Annotated in this window: 18 protein-coding genes; 10 read left to right on the forward strand and 8 right to left on the reverse strand. The window is 72.6% G+C overall.

Annotation, left to right across the window (positions count from 1 at the left end; all coding sequences use genetic code 11):
• From V5E28_RS28965 to V5E28_RS28975, 3 genes are read right to left on the reverse strand one after another with little or no spacing between them, the layout of a single operon-like run.
• Window positions 1-1092 (reverse strand): NAD(P)/FAD-dependent oxidoreductase, encoded by a 1092-nt coding sequence (locus V5E28_RS28965; RefSeq protein WP_336211365.1) that lies wholly within the window; start codon window positions 1090-1092, stop codon window positions 1-3.
• Complete coding sequence (locus V5E28_RS28970) at window positions 1089-2033, reverse strand: hypothetical protein (protein ID WP_336211366.1); 945 nt, start codon at window positions 2031-2033, stop codon at window positions 1089-1091. The genes V5E28_RS28965 and V5E28_RS28970 overlap by 4 nt, the downstream gene beginning before the upstream one ends.
• Before the next feature lie 45 nt (window positions 2034-2078).
• Entirely contained in the window at window positions 2079-2990 is a 912-nt protein-coding gene (locus V5E28_RS28975) for a cyclase family protein (protein WP_336211368.1), read from the reverse strand.
• Between the two features lie 31 nt (window positions 2991-3021).
• Between V5E28_RS28975 and V5E28_RS28980 the strand changes: the two genes are divergently transcribed.
• A complete protein-coding gene (locus tag V5E28_RS28980; RefSeq protein ID WP_336211369.1) occupies window positions 3022-4197 on the forward strand; it encodes a serine hydrolase domain-containing protein in 1176 nt (391 codons plus the stop codon).
• 21 nt (window positions 4198-4218) lie between these two features.
• On the opposite strand, the gene V5E28_RS28985 is transcribed toward V5E28_RS28980, so the two are convergent.
• Both V5E28_RS28985 and V5E28_RS28990 read right to left on the reverse strand, forming a co-directional pair.
• A complete protein-coding gene (locus tag V5E28_RS28985; protein WP_336211371.1) occupies window positions 4219-4956 on the reverse strand; it encodes an SDR family NAD(P)-dependent oxidoreductase in 738 nt (245 codons plus the stop codon).
• Complete coding sequence (locus V5E28_RS28990) at window positions 4956-5558, reverse strand: isochorismatase family cysteine hydrolase (protein WP_336211373.1); 603 nt, start codon at window positions 5556-5558, stop codon at window positions 4956-4958. The genes V5E28_RS28985 and V5E28_RS28990 overlap by 1 nt, the downstream gene beginning before the upstream one ends.
• Window positions 5559-5719: 161 nt before the next feature.
• On the opposite strand from V5E28_RS28990, the gene V5E28_RS28995 reads away from it, so the two are divergent.
• From V5E28_RS28995 to V5E28_RS29020, 6 genes are all read left to right on the forward strand, one after another.
• A complete protein-coding gene (locus tag V5E28_RS28995; protein WP_336211375.1) occupies window positions 5720-7564 on the forward strand; it encodes a protein kinase domain-containing protein in 1845 nt (614 codons plus the stop codon).
• A 75-nt stretch (window positions 7565-7639) separates the two neighbouring features.
• Window positions 7640-8002, forward strand: a complete 363-nt coding sequence (locus V5E28_RS29000) for a Zn-ribbon domain-containing OB-fold protein (RefSeq protein ID WP_336211377.1) — start codon at window positions 7640-7642, stop codon at window positions 8000-8002.
• The gene (locus V5E28_RS29005; RefSeq protein WP_336211379.1) at window positions 7999-8322 is read left to right on the forward strand and encodes a VOC family protein; all 324 of its coding nucleotides are present in this window, start codon (window positions 7999-8001) and stop codon (window positions 8320-8322) included. Before V5E28_RS29000 ends, V5E28_RS29005 begins: the two co-directional genes overlap by 4 nt.
• 15 nt (window positions 8323-8337) lie before the next feature.
• Window positions 8338-9906: a class I adenylate-forming enzyme family protein gene (locus tag V5E28_RS29010; protein WP_336211381.1), complete on the forward strand. Its 1569-nt coding sequence runs from the start codon at window positions 8338-8340 to the stop codon at window positions 9904-9906.
• Entirely contained in the window at window positions 9903-11963 is a 2061-nt protein-coding gene (locus V5E28_RS29015) for an acetate--CoA ligase family protein (RefSeq protein WP_336211384.1), read from the forward strand. Before V5E28_RS29010 ends, V5E28_RS29015 begins: the two co-directional genes overlap by 4 nt.
• Window positions 11950-12699, forward strand: a complete 750-nt coding sequence (locus V5E28_RS29020; protein ID WP_336211387.1) for a glucose 1-dehydrogenase — start codon at window positions 11950-11952, stop codon at window positions 12697-12699. Before V5E28_RS29015 ends, V5E28_RS29020 begins: the two co-directional genes overlap by 14 nt.
• Here V5E28_RS29020 and V5E28_RS29025 read toward each other — a convergent pair.
• Window positions 12680-13324, reverse strand: coding sequence for a PaaI family thioesterase (locus V5E28_RS29025; protein WP_336211389.1), 645 nt, complete (start codon window positions 13322-13324; stop codon window positions 12680-12682). The two genes, V5E28_RS29020 and V5E28_RS29025, sit on opposite strands and share 20 nt — an antisense overlap.
• A gap of 363 nt (window positions 13325-13687) precedes the next feature.
• Here V5E28_RS29025 and V5E28_RS29030 point away from each other — a divergent pair, with 363 nt between their 5' ends.
• Window positions 13688-15475: a CHAP domain-containing protein gene (locus tag V5E28_RS29030; protein WP_336211392.1), complete on the forward strand. Its 1788-nt coding sequence runs from the start codon at window positions 13688-13690 to the stop codon at window positions 15473-15475.
• A 361-nt stretch (window positions 15476-15836) separates the two neighbouring features.
• Here V5E28_RS29030 and sigJ read toward each other — a convergent pair whose 3' ends face one another.
• Window positions 15837-16703 (reverse strand): RNA polymerase sigma factor SigJ, encoded by an 867-nt coding sequence (sigJ, locus tag V5E28_RS29035; RefSeq protein WP_336211394.1) that lies wholly within the window; start codon window positions 16701-16703, stop codon window positions 15837-15839.
• 233 nt (window positions 16704-16936) lie between these two features.
• On the opposite strand from sigJ, the gene V5E28_RS29040 reads away from it, so the two are divergent.
• Complete coding sequence (locus tag V5E28_RS29040; protein ID WP_336211397.1) at window positions 16937-17398, forward strand: carboxymuconolactone decarboxylase family protein; 462 nt, start codon at window positions 16937-16939, stop codon at window positions 17396-17398.
• Window positions 17399-17504: 106 nt separating this feature from the next.
• Here the strand turns inward: V5E28_RS29040 and V5E28_RS29045 are convergent, their stop codons facing one another.
• Entirely contained in the window at window positions 17505-18335 is an 831-nt protein-coding gene (locus V5E28_RS29045) for a TIGR03619 family F420-dependent LLM class oxidoreductase (protein WP_336211400.1), read from the reverse strand.
• A gap of 263 nt (window positions 18336-18598) precedes the next feature.
• Between V5E28_RS29045 and V5E28_RS29050 the strand changes: the two genes are divergently transcribed.
• Window positions 18599-18961: a hypothetical protein gene (locus V5E28_RS29050; RefSeq protein ID WP_336211403.1), complete on the forward strand. Its 363-nt coding sequence runs from the start codon at window positions 18599-18601 to the stop codon at window positions 18959-18961.
• Window positions 18962-18991: the final 30 nt, after the last annotated feature.

Below are 18991 nucleotides of genomic sequence, written 5' to 3' on the forward strand. Positions count from 1 at the left end.
TCATCCCACCCGTTCCGGTGTCGCGGCCAGCGTGGCGACGTCGAGCCACGGATCCTGGCCCAGGTAGAGGTCACGGACCAGCTCGCCGGCCGCCGGCGCGTTGCACAGGCCGTGCCCGGAGAACCCGGCCGCGTACAGGAAGGCGGGCGGCCCCGGCCGGTGCCCGATGAACGCGGTGCGGTCGGGGCTGGCGTCGCGGGTGCCGGTGCACGCCGTGTGCAGCCCGGCCCCCGCCAGGCTCGGGTACGTGACCGCGAGCTGGGCGGCCACCTCGGCGCGCCAGGCGTCCCTGTCGGGACCCGGATAGCCCATGCCGATCAGCAGCCGGTCGCCGCGCATCCGCACCAGCAGGCCGCTGGCCGCGTGCAGGGTGACCGGGATGCCGGGCATGGGCGGCAGCGGGTCGGTGACGAGCAGCTCCTGGACGACCGGCTCGGTGAGTGGCAGGTCCACCCCCGCCGAGCGGGCCAGGGGCGCGGACCAGGCGCCGGCGGCGCAGACCACGGCGTCGGCCGTGATCACGCCGTCGGCGGTCTCCACCCGGCCGCCGCCCGCGTCGACGGCGGTGACCGGGCAGCCGGTGCGCAGTCGCACACCGGCCCTCCTGGCCGCCTCCGCGTAGCCGCCGACGATCGCGGCGGTGTCGGAGACGTACGCCTGCGGTGACCAGGCGGCGGCCAGCAGCGGCAGGTCGCCGCCGACGAGCGGGTTGAGCCGCCTGGCCTCCCGCGCGTCGATCAGCTCGACCCGCACCCCGGCGGCGAGCTGCGCGGGCAGGTCGGCCTCGAACGCCGCCACCTGTTCCTGCTCGGTGAACAGCACGAGGTAGCCGACCCGGTGCAGCGGCAGCTCGGCGCCTGGCCGTTCGGGGAAGGCGTGGTAGGCCTTCAGGCTCCGGACGGCCATGGCCGAGCTCACCGGGTTGCCGGCGAAGTAGGCGCGGACCACGTCGGCCGTGGCCCGCGACGCCCCGGAGCCGAGCGTGGCGCGTTCGAGCAGCACGGTGTCGACGCCGGCCTCGGCCAGGTGGAAGGCGATCGACAGGCCGATCACCCCGCCGCCGATGACCACGACCCGTGCCTGTCCCCTCACGAGAACGCTCGCACGCGCCGGAGGTGGTCGCCCACCTGCCAGGGGAACAGGTGCAGGTTCCAGCCGCCGAGGCAGTTGACGTAGAGCGCCATGTGCGCCATGAGGGCGACGAAGTCGTCGCGGTCCTCGATGCGGTCGAGGCTGTCGAGCAGCCGTTCGGTGTAGGCCCACAGCTTCTGCAGGCCGCAGTAGCCGAGGAACTCGGCGGGCGTCCTGGCCAGGACGCGGGCCATCTGGCGCAGCGAGTCCAGCGGCATGTCCTCGTGGGCGGCCCGGATCAGGCCGCCGTAGCAGGCGTAGCCGAGCGGGCGGGTCTCGCCGTTGACGAACAGCAGCGTCGTCAGGACGGTCTCGTAGCTGCCCGCGCAGGACGGGATGCGGCCTTCGTGCAGGTCGACCAGCTCCTCTGGCGGCTCCAGCCAGATCCGCTCCGTCTCCTCGTGCAGGTCGGCGATCAGGGCGTCGACTTCCGGGTTCGCGACGGTCAGGCGCGACATGCGGTGACCGCTGACCTCTCCCGCGCGTTTGACCTCGGCGACGACGGGCTTCTTGGTCCGGTAGACCGCCTCCCAGACTTCGCGGCCCACCTCCCCCAGCGTGTCGAGGTCGTCCGGGACCACCTGGCCGATCGGGGTGGCGGGCATGGGCTCGGTCAGCTCGCCGTACTTGATGCCGAGGTGTTGAAGGCGGGAGGCGAAGATCGTGCCGTCGGGCACGGTGCGGCGGTCCACCGCGTAGGTGGCCGGACGGTGGAGCAGGTCGTGAACGGGAGCGACGTGGTAGAGGTGGTGGCCCGCCACGAGGGCGTGGCCCTGGAGACTGCGGTACGGCAGCGCGTCCCACAGGCTCTGTGCCAGAGCGGCGTTGCGCTCGTCCAGCTCAGCGGTGACGGCCATGCCCAGGCTGGGCCAGCCGATTTCTACGCGTCTCGAAGTAGTCACAGTATGTGATGCTATCAACACAAATCGTGACAATCGATAGGGGGGTCAGAGGATGACCAGCGGGTTCACCGGACTCCCGGTGCCGCCCTCGATCCTGAGAGGCGCGACGACGAACAGGAAGTCCGTGCGGCCGGAGGCGCTCAGCTCGTCGAGCCAGAGCATCTCGATCAGGTGGATGCCGTGCCGGTGCAGCAGGACGAGGTGCAGGTCGTCCTCCAGCGACTCCGTGGCGAGCTGCCGGTCGTCGAGCCCGCCGATCGCGGCGTTGTCGGCGGCCACCACCGCCACGTCACGCGCTGCCAGCCAGCGTCCCGCGCCCGCCGACAGGCCCGGCTGCCCGGACCAGTACTCCTCCGGCGAACGCCGCCAGACCGCGGGCCAGCCGGTGCGCACGATGGCCACGTCCCCCGGCGCGGGCTCCGGCCCCATCTCCGCCAACAGCTCCGCCGGGATGCGGAACTCGGCGGGCAGGTGCTCCAGACCGAGATGGCGGGGCACGTCGAAGAGCACGCCACGGGCCACCACCCCGCCCACCTGCTCGATGCCGCAGCGGCCCGCGCCGTAGGAGCGCACCCGGGTGGCCGGGTGGGCGTTGTAGAGCTCGTCGCCCGACCACATGTGGCACAGCGCGTCCATGTGCGTGGTCGTGCCGTGGTGGGTGACGATCAGCGCGTCGTCGGCCACCCGCAGGCCCGCGCCCACCGGCCTGGCCCCGGCCGCGTAGTCCCCGCCGTCGACGGACATGAAGTGCTGCGGCAGCGGGCGGCCCTTCAGATGCGGCACGGTCGTGGGGGCCGGGGACGAGGTGGCGCCCCTGATCGGCATGGCGAGGCTGAGCACCCGCCCCTCGATGGCGCTCGCGAGCGCCTGCAGCACGACCGGCGGGGTGAGCAGGTTCAGCGTCCCCCGCTGGTCTTCTGGGCCGAAACGACCCCAATTGTTAGGCTCGGAGACCACGTAAGCACTCCCTTCCCCTCCCGGAGGTCCGATGCACTGCGATCCCCGCTTCTCCCGCGTGCGCGAGGTTTTCCAGCGGCACTTCACCGAAGACCTGGAGCTGGGCGCCGCGTTCGCGGTCTACTACGGCGGCGAGCTCGTCGTGGACCTGTGGGACGGGGTCGCCGACCGGCACACCGGGCGCCGCTGGGAGCACGACACCCCGGCGTTCGCCTACTCCTGCACCAAGGCGATCACCGCGACCGTCCTGCTCCAGCTCGCCGAGCGGGGGCTGGTGGACGTGTCGGCGCCGGTGGCGGACGTCTGGCCGGAGTTCGCGGCCGAGGGCAAGGCGTCGATCACGGTCGAGCACCTGCTCACCCACCAGGCCGGGCTGCCGACGATCGACGAGCCGGTGCCGGTGGCGGAGTTCGAGGACCAGCCGGCCATCGCGGCCCGGCTCGCGGCCCAGGCGCCGAGCTGGGAGCCGGGGTCGGCGCACGGCTATCACGCGCTGACGTACGGATTCCTCGTGGGTGAGGTGGTCCGACGGGTGACCGGCAAGTCCGTCGGCGACCTGGTGGCGGCGGAGATCGCCGGCCCGCTGGGGCTGGACCTGTGGGTGGGCGCTCCGGACTTCGTGATCGACCGCGCCGCCCGGCTCAAGGGCCCCGACCGCCGCTCCGGCCCGGTCACCGCCGTCCCGGAGCCCGCGGCGACCGCCGGCCCGCCGGACGACGCCGACGTGTTCACCCGGATGGCCGCCGCCGCGCGCGACCCCCGGAGCCTGATGAACCGCGCTCTGGGCAACCCGAGCATGCAGCTCCTGGAAGGCGGCGCCAACAACCCGGTCGTCCTGCGCGCGGGCTGGCCGGCCGCCGGCGTCGTCACCTCGGCCGCCGGCCTCGCCGGCTTCTACCGCTCGCTGGTCGCCGGCGAGCTGCTGCGCCCGGAGACGCTGCGCGAGGCCGTCCGCCCCCGGGTGACGGGCCCCGACCGGGTGCTGTACGTGGACAGCTCGTTCGGCCTGGGCTACATGCGCCCCGCGATGACGTTCCTGTCGCCGTCCCCGAGCGCGTTCGGCCACAGCGGGATGGGCGGGTTCCTCGGCCTGGGCGACCCCGAGCACGGCCTGGCCGTCGGCTACGTGATGAACAAGATGGCCGACGCCGTCTCCGGCAGCATGCGTGCCTATCACCTGACGCAGGCGGTCTACGAGTCGCTGTGATCGCATGGGTGTCAGCGCATCTCAGTGCATGGTCACGCCGCCGCTCACCGACAGGGTCTGCCCGGTGAGATAGGCGGCGCGATCCGTGCACAGGTAGGCGACGAGTCCGGCCACGTCGGCGGGGGTGCCGAGGCGGCGCAGCGGGATGCCGCGGGCGATCTTCTCGACCAGGCCTGGCCGGTCGGCGCCGACGCGGCGCAGCATCGGCGTGTCGGTGGGGCCCGGGCAGACCACGTTGGCGGTGACGTTCGCCCTGGCGACCTCCCGGGCGAGCGTCTTCGCCAGGCCGAACAGCCCCGACTTGGTGGCCGCGTAGGCGGCCTCACCGCCGGAGCCTGCCCTGGCGCCGTCGGAGGAGACGAACACCAGCCGCCCCCACTCCCCGGCCAGCATGCCGGGCAGCAGCAGCTTGGTGAGCAGCATCGGCCCGCGCAGGTTCACCTGCCACATGAGGTCCCAGCCGGCCGGGTCGCCTTCGGTGAACTGCTCCACGATGGAGACGCCGGCGTTGTGCACGAGGATGTCGACCTGCCCGGCGACGGCGGTGAAGCCCTCGATCGACGGGGGCGAGGCGAGGTCGACGGCCAGCGCCGACGCGCCCGCGAGGCCGGCCGCCACCTTCTCCGCGCCCTGCAGGTCCACATCGGCGACGATCACCCGTGCGCCGAGCGAGGCCAGGTCGGCGGCGATGGCCGAGCCGATCCCGCCCGCTCCCCCGGTCACCACGGCCGTCCGCCCGTCGAGCCGCATCCCGTCCATCACCGGCCGCCTCCGGCCTTCCACTCCTCGACGAGGTTCGCGGTGGTGGCGCGGGTGGCGAGCAGGCTGACCGTGTGCTTCAGCACGGCCTGCGCGTAGTCCTCCGGGATGCCCGCGACCGCGTCGGTGACCACCGTGACCCGGTAGCCGAGGTTGACGGCCTCCAGTGCCAGCCCGGGGATGCCGAGGTTGAGCGAGACGCCGGCCGCCACCACGGCCGAGACGCCGAGCGAGCGGAGCAGGGTGTCGAGCGCGGTGCCGGTGAACGGGGAGAAGCCGTGATGCCGCCGGCTCTCCAGGTCCCCCTCCTCGCGCAGCTCGGGCAGCACGTCCACGGGCGGGGTGCCGTCGAGCATGTGGGCGGGGTCCTTGAGCAGGGCGACGATGAACGGGCAGTTGCCCGTGTGGGAGCCGGCCCGGTCGGGGCGGAAGGCGGCGGTGCAGTGGATCACCGGCATCCCGGCCGCCCTGGCCGCCTGGAGCAGGGTGGCGGTGTTGGCGATCACGTCGTGGCGGCGGCACGCATCCACCAGGTCCGGAAATCTCGTGAGATCGCCGACGACGCCCCTCTGCATCTCCATGACCAGCACGGCCGTGCCCACCGGACCTCCCGCGATTCTTAGCCGAGCGCTTGCTTGGTAAGCGTACGCGCGAGAGCGACCATCCGGCTATATCTACTTAACTTCGGACGAAATATCCGCAGTCGTGACAACCGGAACCCCGAGTGAGACCGTCGAACCCAAGACGCGCCTGCAACGGGGGGTTGGAGTTGGTCCCTGGTTACCGCGATGTACGCCAGCTCGGCGAGGGCCGCACCGGCCGCGTGTTCCTCGCCACCTACCAGGCCACCGGCGCCTACGTGGCAGTCAAGTACCTCAACGCCACCCTGCGCAGGGACGCCGAGTTCATGCGCCGCTACCGCGAGGACGCCGCCGCCCTGGTCGAGATCGACGACCCGAACGCGGTCAGGCTCTACGAGTACGTCGAGACCGCCTCCCGCGCGGCCGTGGTCATGGAGCTGGTCGACGGGGTGTCGCTGCGCACCATCCTGGCCGAGCACGGCCAGGTCGCCCCCGAGGCCGGGCTCGCGGTACTCAAGACGACCCTGACCGCCCTGGCCGCCGCGCACGACAGGGCCGTGGCCCACCGCGACATCAAACCGGAGAACGTGCTCGTCCAGGCGGACGGCGCGAGCAAGCTGTCGGACTTCGGGATCGTGGTGCACGCCGAGGAGCCCGGCGTGCCCGCGGGCAGCCCGCCGTACATGTCGCCGGAGCTGTGGACGCTGGGCGCGGCGGGGCCGCCCGCGGACCTGTACGCGGCGGCCTGCCTGCTGTTCGAGTCCGTCCGCGGGCGCCCTCCCTATCGGGCCGAGGACGTCCCGGCGCTGCGCGACAGGCACCTGGTGGAACCGGTGCCGCTGGAGATCGTCCCGGACCCGCTGCGCGGCCTGCTCAGGCGCGGGCTGGCCAAGGATCCGGCGCTCAGGTACGCCTCGGCCCGGCAGTTCGCCGCCGAGCTGGAGCGGGATGCCGAGGCCGGGTACGGGGCCGGGTGGGAGCAGCGCGGCCGGCGGCAGCTGGCCGAGCTCGCCACGCTGCTCGCCCTGCGCTTCCCGCTGGCCAGGCCGGACCCCGCGCGAGCGGCCGGGCCGGGCCCGGCGGCGACCCGCGTACGCCACCTGTTGCTGAGGGTGCCCAGGTGGCCGCCGTACCTGTGGGTCGCGGGGGCCACGGTCGCCGCCCTGGCCGCCAGCCTGCTGATGTCGGGCGGACGGCCGCCGCCGGGGCCTGCGACGGTGCTGCTGCCGCCGCCGGAGACGCCCAGCGCACTGGACCCCGACTCCGGCCCTCCCGACTCCACCGCGCCGGATTCCGCCGGACCCGATCCCACCGGCTCCGACTCGACCGGACCCGCCACCGCTCCCACCGGCCGCCGCCCCACGGCCACACCTCCGGCGACGGCCACAAGGCCGACCACCGCGCCGACCACCGCGCCGACCACCGCGCCGACCACCGCGCCGAGCACCGCGCCCACCACCGCCCCCACCACCGCGCCGACCGCCGCCCTGCCGACCGGACGGCGAACCGCCGGGGCGCCGCCCCCCGCTGTACGCGCGGCGGGCATCCTGTCCTGGAACGGCTCCGACGGCTCGGTGCGCGTCACGGCCGACGGTCCAGGACGGGTCCGGCTGAGCATCACGTACATGCGGCGTGACGGCGACGGACCGGCCCGCGAGGTGGCGCGTGAGACGCGCACCCTCACCGGCAGGACCGACTACACCAGCGGGGTGCGGCGCGACCTGGGCGCGGTGGCGTGCGGGACGCGGGCCTACTTCGCCATCGTGGCGATGACGGATCCGGCCGCGGCCAACGGACCCCAGATCAGCGAGGTGGTCGTGGACGGTCCGGCCTGCGCCACCCGCCAGGCCACCCCCGCCCAGAGCCCCACCGAAACCCCGCCCCCGTCGCAGGCCCCCTTCACCGCCCCCACTCGGCAACCGCCTCCCGACCCCACGCCTGACGCGAGTACGGCGAGGACCTCCGCGGTGGCCCCGGGGGCCACTTCGGCGAGGACCTCCCCGGCGGCGCCCGACCCATCTCCCTGATCTTCGGAGCGCCGCCGTCCGCCCTGTCGGCAAGGCGCTTGTCGGGCAACCAAGCGTGCGCTAGCTTGGCAATCGATGAGCGGTGACACCTCGGCCTACTGGGCCGCCTGCAGGCGCGGCGAGCTGCTCGTCCAGCGCTGCACCTCCTGCGCGCGCCGGGTCCACCTCCCGGAGGCGAGCTGCCCGTGGTGCGGCGGTGGCGAGCTGGTCTTCGAGCCGGTGTCCGGCCGGGGCGTGGTGCACACGTTCACCGTGGTGCACCGCTCCTTCGCGCCCGCCTACCGGGGGCGCGAGCCGTACGTGCCCGCCTGGGTGGACCTGCCCGAGGGCGTGCGCGCGTTCGGGCACGTCGTGGGGTGCCCGCCGGAGCAGGTCCGCATCGGAATGCCGGTGCGGGTGACGTTCGTCGACGACCTACCGCACTGGAGGCCCCTGTGAGGCTCGGCAACGTGCTGATCCCCGTCACCGACCTGGACCAGGCCATCGCCTTCTACGGGCTGCCGGTGAAGTTCCGCGACGGCGACAGGTTCGCCGCGCTGGACGCGGGCGGGGTGACGGTGGCGCTGGCCGGGCCCGCCGAGCACGTCACCACCTCGGCCGCGCCCTCGTACAAGGTGGACGACGTGGCGCTGGCCGTACGGGACATGGCGGCGCGGGGCGCCGAAGTGGTGCGCGCGCCCGAGAGCGGGCCGCATGAGACGCGCGCCGTGCTGCGCGACCCCTCAGGAAACGTCTTCGTGCTCTATTCGCCCCTCTGACCTGGAGGCACCCCCATGGCGCGATCACCTTACGGCAACTACGGGCACGCGATCCTGACCGCCGGCGCGATGCGCACGCCCGACCAGGTGGCCCTCACCTACTGCGGCGAGCGGAGCTTCAGCTACGGCGAGCTCGACCGGATCGTCAACCGGCGCGCGCACGCGCTGCTCGCCGCGGGCGTCACCCCCGGCCGGCGGGTCGCCGCGCTGCTGAACGAGACCCTGCGCGTGGCCGAGGTCTACCTGGCGCAGGCCAAGCTGGGCGCGATCACCGCGGCGCTGAACCCCTACTGGCCCGCGGACACGCTGCGCGCCGTCGTCGAGCACTCGCGGTGCACCGCCTTCGTGTACGACTCCACGGTCGAGCAGGCGGTGGCCGAGATCAGGCCGTCGTTGCCGGACGTGACCACCTGGATCAAGGTGGGCGGCCCCGGCGCGGACGCGATCGACCTCGACGCCCTGGCCGCGACGGCCTCGGAGGAAGAGCCGCCCCTGGGCGGCTTCCACGACGACCCGCTCGCCCTCTACTACACCTCGGGCACCACCGGCCTGCCCAAGGCGGTCGTCCACACGCACGCCTCCTGCCTGGCGACGGCCCAGATCTGGCTCGACGTGCCCCGCTCGGCCGAGTCGGTGTTCGGCACCGGCGCCATCATCTGGGGCATCGGGTTCCCCGCCATCGTCGGCCCCGCCCTGTACGCCGGGATGCGGCTCGTCCTGGAGCAGGACTGGGGCCCGGCCAACTTCCTCAAGGTCGTGCCCAGGGAGCGGGTCACGCACGTGTCGCAGATCCCGTCGTTCTACGCGGCACTGCTCGGCTCCGCCGACCACACCGGCGTGGACCTGTCCTCCATCAGGGTCATCATGCTGGGCGGCGAGCCGCTCACGCCGACCATGCTGGAACGGATCAGGCAGCGCCTGCCGGACGCGGCCGTCTACGCCTACTACGGCCAGACCGAGGCCCCCTACACCTGCATGGGGCGGGTGGACGACGGCTCCACCCCGCTCGGCTCGTCCGGCCGCGCCCGCACCGGCAACGCGGTCCGGGTGACGGACCCGGCGGGCGCCCGGGTCACCGGCGAGGCAGGCGAGATCAACCTGGCGGGGCCGCACCGGATGGCCGGCTACGACGGGCTGCCGGACAGGACCGCGCAGGTGCTGCGCGGCGAGTGGTACGTCGGCGGCGACCTCGGCACGGTCTCCGCGGACGGCGTACTGCGGGTGCTCGGGCGGCGCGAGGACGCCATACTCAAGGGCGGCGCCTGGACGCAGCCGGCGGAGATCGAGGACGCGGTCAGCTCCCTGGACGGGGTCGCCGAGGCCGGCGCCGTCGGGGTCCCCGCGCACGTCGAGGGCCAGGAGGCGGCCGAGCAGCGCATCCTGCTGGCGGTGGTGGCGCGCGCCGGGCACACCCTGGACGCCGCCAAGCTGGCGCTCGCCCTGGCCGACACCCTCCCATCGCACCGGCAGCCCGACCGGATCGTGGTCGTGGACGCGCTGCCGCACTTCGAGGACGCCTCCGGCGGCCCCGGCAAGCTGCTGCGCCGGGAGATCCGCGAGCAGCACGGCCACCTGCTCGGATGAGCGGACTCGCGGAGCTCCGGCCGGTGGTGGCCGAGCACGAGGTCAAGGCACTGCTGCGGGAGGCCGGCATACGGGTGCCGCGCGGAGTCGTGGTGTCGTGCGGCGCCCCTGCCTTCGGACCTGTGGCGGAGTTGGCGGAGCCGCTGGTGCTCAAGGCGTTCGGGCCGGGGCTGGTGCACAAGTCGGACGTGGGGGCGGTGGTGCTCGGCCTCGGCAGGGAGCAGGTGCCCGACGCCGCCGCCGAGATGGCCACCCGGCTGGAAGCGCAGGGGCTCGCCGCCGACGGCTTCCTGGTCGAGGAGCAGGCGAGCCCGGGCGTCGAGCTGATCGTCGGGCTGGTGCGCGATCCGGGGTTCGGGCCGGTGCTGCTCGCCGGACTGGGCGGGGTGCTGGCGGAGGTGCTGCGCGACACGGCGCTGCGCCTGTGCCCGGTGTCGGAGCCTGACGCGAGACGCATGCTGGCGTCCCTGCGCGGCGCCGCGCTGCTGAACGGCCACCGGGGCGCGCAGCCCGTGGATCTGGAGGCGGTCGTCGCGCTGCTGATGGCGATCGGCGGGCCCGGCGGGCTGTGGGAGCGCCTGGAGCTGGGCGAGTTCGAGCTGAACCCGGTCATCGCCACCGCGTCGGGCGTCACAGCGGTGGACGCCCGCTACCTCCCGGCCCACACCGCGGACGCCGCCCCGTCCCGGGAGGGCGTCGGATTCGGGGCACTCTTCGAGCCGGCGGCGGTGGCCGTCGTCGGCGCGTCCACGACCAGGCCGAACTTCGGCAACATGTTCCTGGAGTTCTACAAGGCCGCCGGCATCCCGCTGGTGGCGGTGCATCCGGAGGCGAGCGAGATCGCCGGGGTGCCCGCCGTGCCGTCGCTGGCCGAGGCGAACGTCGACTACGCGCTCGTGGCCGTGCCCGCCGAACGGTGCGCCGAGGTGGTGCGGCAGGCCGCCGGGGTGGCGTACGTGCAGGTGATGAGCGGCGGCTTCGGCGAGATGGGGCGGCCGGAGCTGGAAGGCGCGCTGCTCGCCGCCGCGCGGGCGGCGGGGACGCGGCTGCTCGGGCCGAACTGCATGGGCGTCTACTGCCCGCGCGGGCGGCAGACCTTCGTCGGCGGCGGGCTGGGGCCGGCCGGGACGGTCGCGCTGATCTCGCAGAGCGGCGGGCTGGCCGGAGAGGTGATCAAGGTCGGGGAGCGGCGCGGGCTCGCCTTCAGCCGGGTGGCGACCGTGGGGAACGCCATCGACGTCACCCCGGCCGAGCTGCTCCGGTGGTTGTCGCAGGACCGGCAGACGAGCGCCGTGGGGCTCTACCTGGAGGACCCGCGGGACGGCCGGGCGCTGTACGAGGCGCTGGCCGCTGCCCGCGTGCCCGTGGCGCTGCTGGTCGGCGGCCGGACCGAGCAGGGGCAACGGGCCGCGGCCTCGCACACCGGCGGGCTGGTGGGCGAGTCGCGGATCTGGGAGGCGGTGGCCGACCAGGCCGGCGTCGCGCTGGTGAGCAGCCAGGACGAGCTGATCGGGGTGCTGGCGTACTTCCAGGCGCACGGCTCACGGGCGGCGGCGGGCGACGGGACGCTGGTGATCGGGCCGAGCGGCGGGGCGGGCGTGCTCGCCGCCGACGCGTTCGCCCGGGCGGGGGTGGCGCTGGACCCCCTGCCGGACGCGGTGCCCGGCGAGCTGGCCGGGCTCGGCATCCACACCTCCGGCAACCCGCTGGAGGTCCCCGTGGGACCTCGCGGCAAGCCCGGCCTGGTGCGCGAGGCGATCGGGGTCGCCGTGCGCGGCCGGCCGTACCGTGATGTGGTCGCGCACGTGAACGTGCAGAGCTTCTTCACCTACGGGACGGCGCCCGAGCCGCTGCTGGCGTACGCGCGCGAGCTCGCGCGGGCGCAGCGTGAGCTCGCCACCAGGGTCACGCTGGTGACCAGGAACGGCGAGTGCGCCCCCGCGGGAGTCGAGGACGAGATCGGGGCGATCATGGCGGCCGCGGGGATTCCCGTGTACCGATCGATGGAGGCGGCGGCGGTCGCCGTGGCGGCGGGAGGGCGTTGTGGGACTGCTTGACGGGAAGGTGGCGCTGGTCACCGGTGGGGCGCGCGGCATGGGCGAGGCGCACGTGCGGCTGTTCCTCCAGGAGGGGGCGCGGGTGGTGTTCGGCGACGTGCTCGACGAGGAGGGCAAGGCGCTTGCGGAGGAGACCGGGGCGACGTACGTGCACCACGATGTCACCAGCCCTGAGGAGTGGGAGCGTGCGGTCGCGACGGCCACCGGCCAGTACGGCGCGCTCAACATCCTGGTGAACAACGCCGGGATCCTGAAATTTCGGCGCATCAGCGATATGTCGCTAGAGGAGTTCGACCGGATCGTCGGCGTCAACCTCAGAGGCACCTGGCTCGGCGTCAAGTCGGTGATCGAGCCCATGAAGGCGGCCGGCGGCGGCTCGATCGTGAACATCTCCTCCATCGAGGGCTTCATCGGCGCCGAAGGCCTGTCCGCCTACGCCGCCTCCAAGTTCGGCGTCCGCGGCGTCACCAAGTCGGCCGCCCGCGAGCTCGCCAGGTTCAAGATCCGCGTCAACTCGGTGCATCCGGGCGCGATCAACACCTCGATGGTGATGGACCCGGACCTGATGGCCGAGGTGGACGCGGAGACCTTCGTGAAGTCGATGGTCATCAAACGGTTCGCCAAGCCGGTCGAGGTCTCGCACGTGGTGGCGTTCCTGGCCTCGGACCGGTCGAGTTACTGCACGGGCAGCGAGTTCACGGTCGACGGCGGCCTGCTCACGGGCGCGGGCTACTGACCCGGCCGGAGCTGTCGCGCACCCACGCCGCCGGCGTGACGAACAGCCCCGTGGCCTCCACCAGCAGGGTGCCGTCGGGCAGCGAGAGGCGGCCGTCCGACCAGCTCTTACGGCCCTCCGCGCGGGTGTGCCGGGCCGTCGCCACCACCGGGGTGCCGTACGGCACGGGCGCGCGGTAGGACATGGACAGCGTGGCCGTCATGCCCGCGAACCCCGCGGCGGCCGCGGCCTGGCCCAGGAGATGGTCGAGCACCATGGCGCTGATCCCGCCGTGCACCGCGCCGGGCGGCCCCTCGTGCAACGGCCGGAACGTCACCGCCGCCCGCACCCCTCCCTCGGCGAGCCGCTCGACCACGAGGGGGAACGCGAACGGGTTCCCGGCGCCGATGACGGCGTTGCCCAGGGTCCGCACGCTGCCGTCGGGGGCGATCTCGAAGGGATGCGGCGCGGTACGGCCGGCCGCGTCGAGCCGGTCGGTCAGCGCCCGCAACTCGGCGGTGACGGCGGCCAGCTCCTCTGCGGCGACGCCGGTCATCGCCACGGCCTCCATCAGTTCCCTGGTCTGCTCGGCCAGGGCGCACAGGGCCTCGACCCGGGCCTCACCGGTGGCGGTCTCGATGGTCATGACCGCATCTTAGAACACGTTCTACCGAATTCCATTCGGACGCGGACACGGTCACTCTCCGCTTCAACGTGGCGGCGGAGAGAGAAATTGGCGGAGATTTCGTAGATCTTTTCTGCGTTGAATCACCTTTGTCGTGATATTTCCGTAATACTTCTGACCTGCGGCTTCCGACATGGGGACGGCGTGAAGCTCCCTTGGCGCGTGCTTGACCTGCCGACCCGTACCGGTAGCCTCCTGCATCACGGATGACTACAGGTCTCCGGTTTCGTCCCAAGTGTCCCGGGTTATCCCCGGTACCCCGGGCTGCTCGGACGAAACCGGACTCGCCCGAAGGGTTGCCCCCACACTTCCATGACCCCTGAGATGAAGAAGTTCATCGAGCTGCTCGAAAGTGAGCTCGGCTACGCCGAGAAGGCCGGCGCTTACACCAAGTTCGGCAGCTGGTACGGCAAGAACGTGGAGTTCGACGCCGACTACACCTCGGCTCCCTGGTGCGACATGCTCCTCTCCTGGGCCGCGCACAAGCTCGGCTACGAGGAGTGGATGGGCCAGTTCGCCTGGACCGTGGCGCACGCGAAGTGGTTCAGGAGCCAGGACGCCTGGGGGACCGAGCCCCAGCCCGGCGCCTTCGTCTTCTACGACTGGAGCGGCTCCAACAGCATCGGCCGGATCGACCACGTGGGCATCGTGACCAGGGTCGAAGGCGGCAGGATCTTCACCATCGAGGGGAACATCGACGGCGGCGTCGCCAAGCGCAAGGAACGCGACACCAGCAAGGTCGTCGGCTACGGCTATCCGTGGAAGATCAAGGAGCGGCTCGACGAGAAGGCGAACCGTCGCGAGGGGCACCAGGCCGAGGAGAAGCCCGCCGTCACCGGCCCCAACGTTGGCACGCTCCAGCTGCCCGAGCAGCTCAGCGCGGAGATCCCGTACGTCCAGCGGGAAGAGCAGGCGCAGGTGCCGCTGACGGCGCCGAAGACCACGCCCAAGAAGGAGTCCCGGCAGGCCGAGGCTCCCGCTCCCAGCGCCTCGTCCAAGGCCGAGGCCCCCGCCACGACGTCCGGCACGACCACGTCCCCGGCGGTTCCCAAGAAGTCCGGCAAGCACGCCAAGCACTCCACCGCCGACACCAGCGCGGTGACGACCGGACCCATCCCCGTGATCACGGACGCCGTCGCCGCCACGCCGCCCTCCGCCGCCCTCGGCTCCCCCGCCATCCTCACCTCCGCCCTGGTGGCCACCCTGGCGGTGCTGGCGATCGCCAAGACCAAGCGCCTGCGGCTGCGCCCGGCCCTCGCCGGAGCACCGGCCCCCGCCGCCGTCCCCTCTCACCGTCGTCGCCGTCGCAAGCAGGCCCCGCCCAGCCGAGCCGCCGAGCGCACCCCGCGCCGGAGCACCGTCGAGCTGGCCGGCACGCGCCGCCCGCTGCTGGACGCCGCCGAGCCCGTCACCGCGCTCAAGTCACTGCAGCGCGCCGCCACAGCCGCGTTCCCGGCGTTCGAGCCGATCGTCATCCCGGAGGCGACGAGCGAGTTCGACGCCTTCACCCGCACCCCGCTGCCGTCGAGCGCCCCCCGGCCGCTCCCCCGTCCCGGGCAGACGACGACCGGGTTCGAGCCGTTCCCCCTCGATCCGCGGGCGACGCCGTTCACCCACGCGGGGCAGGCGACCAGCGGGTTCGAGCCCTTCTCCCGCACCCCGGGAGCGGCGAGCGAGTTCGACGCGTTCGCGCCGATCTCGGCGTCCTCGCGCGGCGGCGCCACGGCCTCCACCACCCGCCGCGAGCACTCCTACGGCGCCTACTGCGGCCGGCGGCGCCGCCACGAGCACCCGCTGGAGGATCCGACCGGCTTCGTCACGCAGTCCCCGCGCGGCCGCCGCCACCGCCCGTCCGCTGTCGACAGGCAGTTCGTCGAGCCGTTCGCGCAGGACACCCCGCTACGTGGCCGCCGCCACCGGTCCTCCCAGACCAGATCCGCCCACCCCGACCCGCAGGCCATGGCCATGGCCGGCTCGCCGCAGCCCGAAGGCCGGCCTCCGGCGTTCGGGGCCACCCCCGCCACCGCGTCACCGCCGCACCAGCGCACCGCGCCGCCCGGCCACGGCGGCTCCCGCACGCCGAGCTCGCGCAGAGGCCGCCACCGCGCCTGAACGACCACGAACGGCCCTGTCGGCAGGACCCACAGGGCCGTCGAGGACCTCGAACGCACATCCCGCCCTTCCCATCGCCTGTGGGGCCGAAAGTGCTAGAGCCGCCTGCCGCCCTCGTCCTCCCCGGATGTCCCGCGGTCAGCGGCGTCGAGGTCGGCCGCGGTCCGGGCGAACGCGCGGATGAGGTCGGTCTCGGCGGCGGTGCGCCAGATGAGTCCCCACCGGGCGGACGGGGCGTTCGACCCGCGCCCCCCGCCGCGAACTGATCCGGCCGGTCCGTCGCCGGGGCAGGCGGTCCACCCGAGCCCCTAGCTACCCGCTATGCGCCGACCATGTGGTGCACGCGGCCTGGGACCTTGGGCTAGGTCTGTGGCCCTCCCGTCCAGGAGCGGAGTTTGTCGGGATTGCGTACCGCCCAGATGTGTTTGATCCGGTCGTCCGTGATCTCGAACGCGTACACCGTCACGATGACGCCGTCCTGCTCGGCTACCAGGCCGGGCTGGCCGTTGACCGTTCGCTCCAGGAGCGTGAGGCCCGCCAGCCGGTCGGCGATGTCGAGGCAGGCGCGGGCGACCTTTTCGCCGCCGTGCATGGGAAGCAGTTCGGCGCTGGCCAGACCGCCGCCGTCGGTGATCGCGGTGATGTCGGGGTCGAGAAGGGCGATGAGGGCGTCGATGTCCTTGGCCTGCCATGCCCGTTTGAACTCCCCGACGATGCCGGCCTGCCGCACCGCCGAAGTGAGGGGAGCCTGCGAAACCTGGATGCGGCGGCGGGCGGAGGAGGCCAGCTTCCGACACGACTGCGGCGTCCGGCCGACGATGCCGGCCACTTCGACGAAGGTGAAGCGGAAGACGTCGTGCAGGATGAGCGTGACGCGTTCGGCCGGGGTCATCGACTCCAGCACCACGAGAAAGGCCATGCTGACCGATTCGTCGAGGGTGATGCGATCGGCGGGGTCCACCGCGGTGCCGTCGGCCCGATCGGGCAGCGGCTCGGGGATCCATTCACCCACGTAGTGCTCCCGCCGGGCCCGCGCCGAACCGAGCAGGTCCAGGCAGATGCGGCTGGCGACCGTCGTCATCCAGGCGCCGGGCGAGGCGATGGCCTCCCGCTGCCGCGGGGACATGGCGTACCAGCGGGCAAAGGTCTCTTGAACGACGTCTTCGGCGTCGGCCACAGAAGCCAGCAGCCGGTACGCGAGATTGATCAGCTGAGGCCGCTCGCTCACGATCGCACTCAATTCGTCGGGTCCTGGCGCGGAATGCATGGTCATGTGCCGACGGCTCCCTCGGTCGTGTCTGCTCTCACCAGTCCGACGATTCGGCGCGCCCGAATGTGATGTCGGCGCGTCACTTCACACTTTCGGCGGCTGTGTCGTCGAACTGGTGGAACACCACTGGAGAACCAGAAGGGAAAACGACTATGTCCACGACGACCGAACCGAACCGCTTGCAGTCACGCATGCCCGACCCCATCAAGCTCATCCCCGAGCTGGCAGCGGTTCCCGGCGCCACCGTCAAGGCCATCGGGAACGGCTCGATCCCGCAGAGCACCATCGATCTGGTGCAGCTGCGCATCGGTCAGCTCGTCGGCAGCACATACTTCACCGTCATGCAGACCGACAGCCTCCGTAAGGACGGGGAAAGCGAGGAACGCATCACCGCCGTGGCCACCTGGCGCGACGCCCCCTACTTCACCGATACTGAACGGGTCGCGCTGGAGCTCGCCGAGGCCGTCCTGTCCCCGAACACGTTCGGGGAGCGTGTCCCTGACGAACTGCACGCCAGGGCAGCCGCGCACTACGACGACACAGCGCTCTGGACGCTCACCCTGGCGATCAGCCAGATCTTCTACTTCATCCCCGTCGCTCTGGTTGGCAAGCCTGTACCGGGCAGGGGCGCGGGACAGGGCTACACGAAGTGACCTCAGGCCCAGGCCGCCCACTGCGCGGCGGCGGTCAAATCACCACGACCCACCCATAGATCATCCCAGAAGTGGATCACCCATGTGATCCACTTCTGGAACAGCCCTAGCCGGCACCGGTGAGGTCGTGGTCGGCGGCGAAGGCGGTGAGGGCGGCGACCGCGTCTCGGGTGCGGGTCCAGGGCCGGACGATCAGCCGGTCCACCCCCAGCGCGGCCCACGACGCCACCTCGTCCGGTGAGGCCGACTCGTAGGCGTGCACCGTGACGGACCCGGCCCCGCCGTAGGCCGCCAGCCGGCGCAGCTGGGGCCGGATCGACTCCAGCGTGTGCGGCATGCTGATCCACCCGTCGCACAGCCGGGCCGCCCTGCGCAGGGCGGCGCCCGATTCGCCGCCCGCCAGGATGGGCAGGCGGCGCTGGACCGGCTTGGGCTCGAACGCCACCTCGGGGAAGGCGTAGAAGGTGCCCGAGTGCTCGACCAGAGGCTCGCTCCACAGTCGCCTGACCACCTCGATGGTCTCGTCGAGCCGCGCTCCGCGCGAGTCGAAGGGCACCCCGGCCGCGTCCCACTCTCCCCGATACCATCCCGCGCCCACGCCGCAGACGGCCCTGCCGGAGGAGACCGCGTCGAGTGTGGCGAAGGCACGAGCCGACACGAACGGGTGCCGCAGCGCCAGCAGGTGCACGGCGGTGCCGAGCCTGATCCGGGTGGTGAGCGCGGCCAGGTAGCACAGGTAGGCGGGCGCGTCGAAGAGCGGCGTGGTCGGCTTGATGGCGGGCTCGGAAGAGCCGGGGTAGGTGGCGAGGGACAGGTCGGCGGTGAAGACGAGGTGCTCGGGCAGCCACACGGACTCGTAGCCGAGCTCGTCGGCGGCCACCGCGACGTCCCTCCACGCGGCCGGATGGATGAGTCCGAGCGGGACGCCGAACCTCATGGCCACCGCTCCCGGCCGGGTCCGTCGACTCCAACGACGTTCACCTCCCCAAGCTAGCGCACGCTTGGTTAGCAGGCCAGCATCCCACGGAGGCCGGCGCCTCAAGTCAGTCGAACAGGATTTCCCATCGACACTCTCCGTAGTTGACCGGATACTGCACGTGTACCACTCATGTCGCCCCGGGCATGCGTTCCCTCAGCATCACAGCCTTCCCCTTTCAGGGCCGGCCGCCGCATGCCCGGTGCGACGAGCAAAGGAGCACCATGAAGCTGAACCGCATCACCCTCGCCGCTCTCGCGGGCCTCACAGCCACCACGTGCTTGACAGCGGCGGGACCGGCGACGGCCAACGTGACCTCCACCTCCCGGATGGCCGCCGTCTCCGCTCTCCCATCCGGCTATCAGCTGGTCAGCCTGCCCAACGCCAACGTCCCCAACTTCCAGCGCCGCACCCTCTACTGCCCGGGCACCAAGAGGGTGCTCGGCGGCGGCGCGGAGGCGCGCGGCAACGGCGCGATCCTCGTCGGCTCCTTCCCCACCGATGACGGGCGCGGCTGGATCGGGATCGGCCGCCAGATCGGCTACAACGACGTCGGCATCAGCGTCTTCGCCATCTGCGCCGACTGACCGGATGACGTGAGCCCGGGCTCGGTCCCG

The sequence above is a fragment of the Nonomuraea sp. LPB2021202275-12-8 genome (assembly GCF_037044575.1).
In the GTDB taxonomy this organism is placed as follows: Bacteria; Actinomycetota; Actinomycetes; order Streptosporangiales; family Streptosporangiaceae; genus Nonomuraea.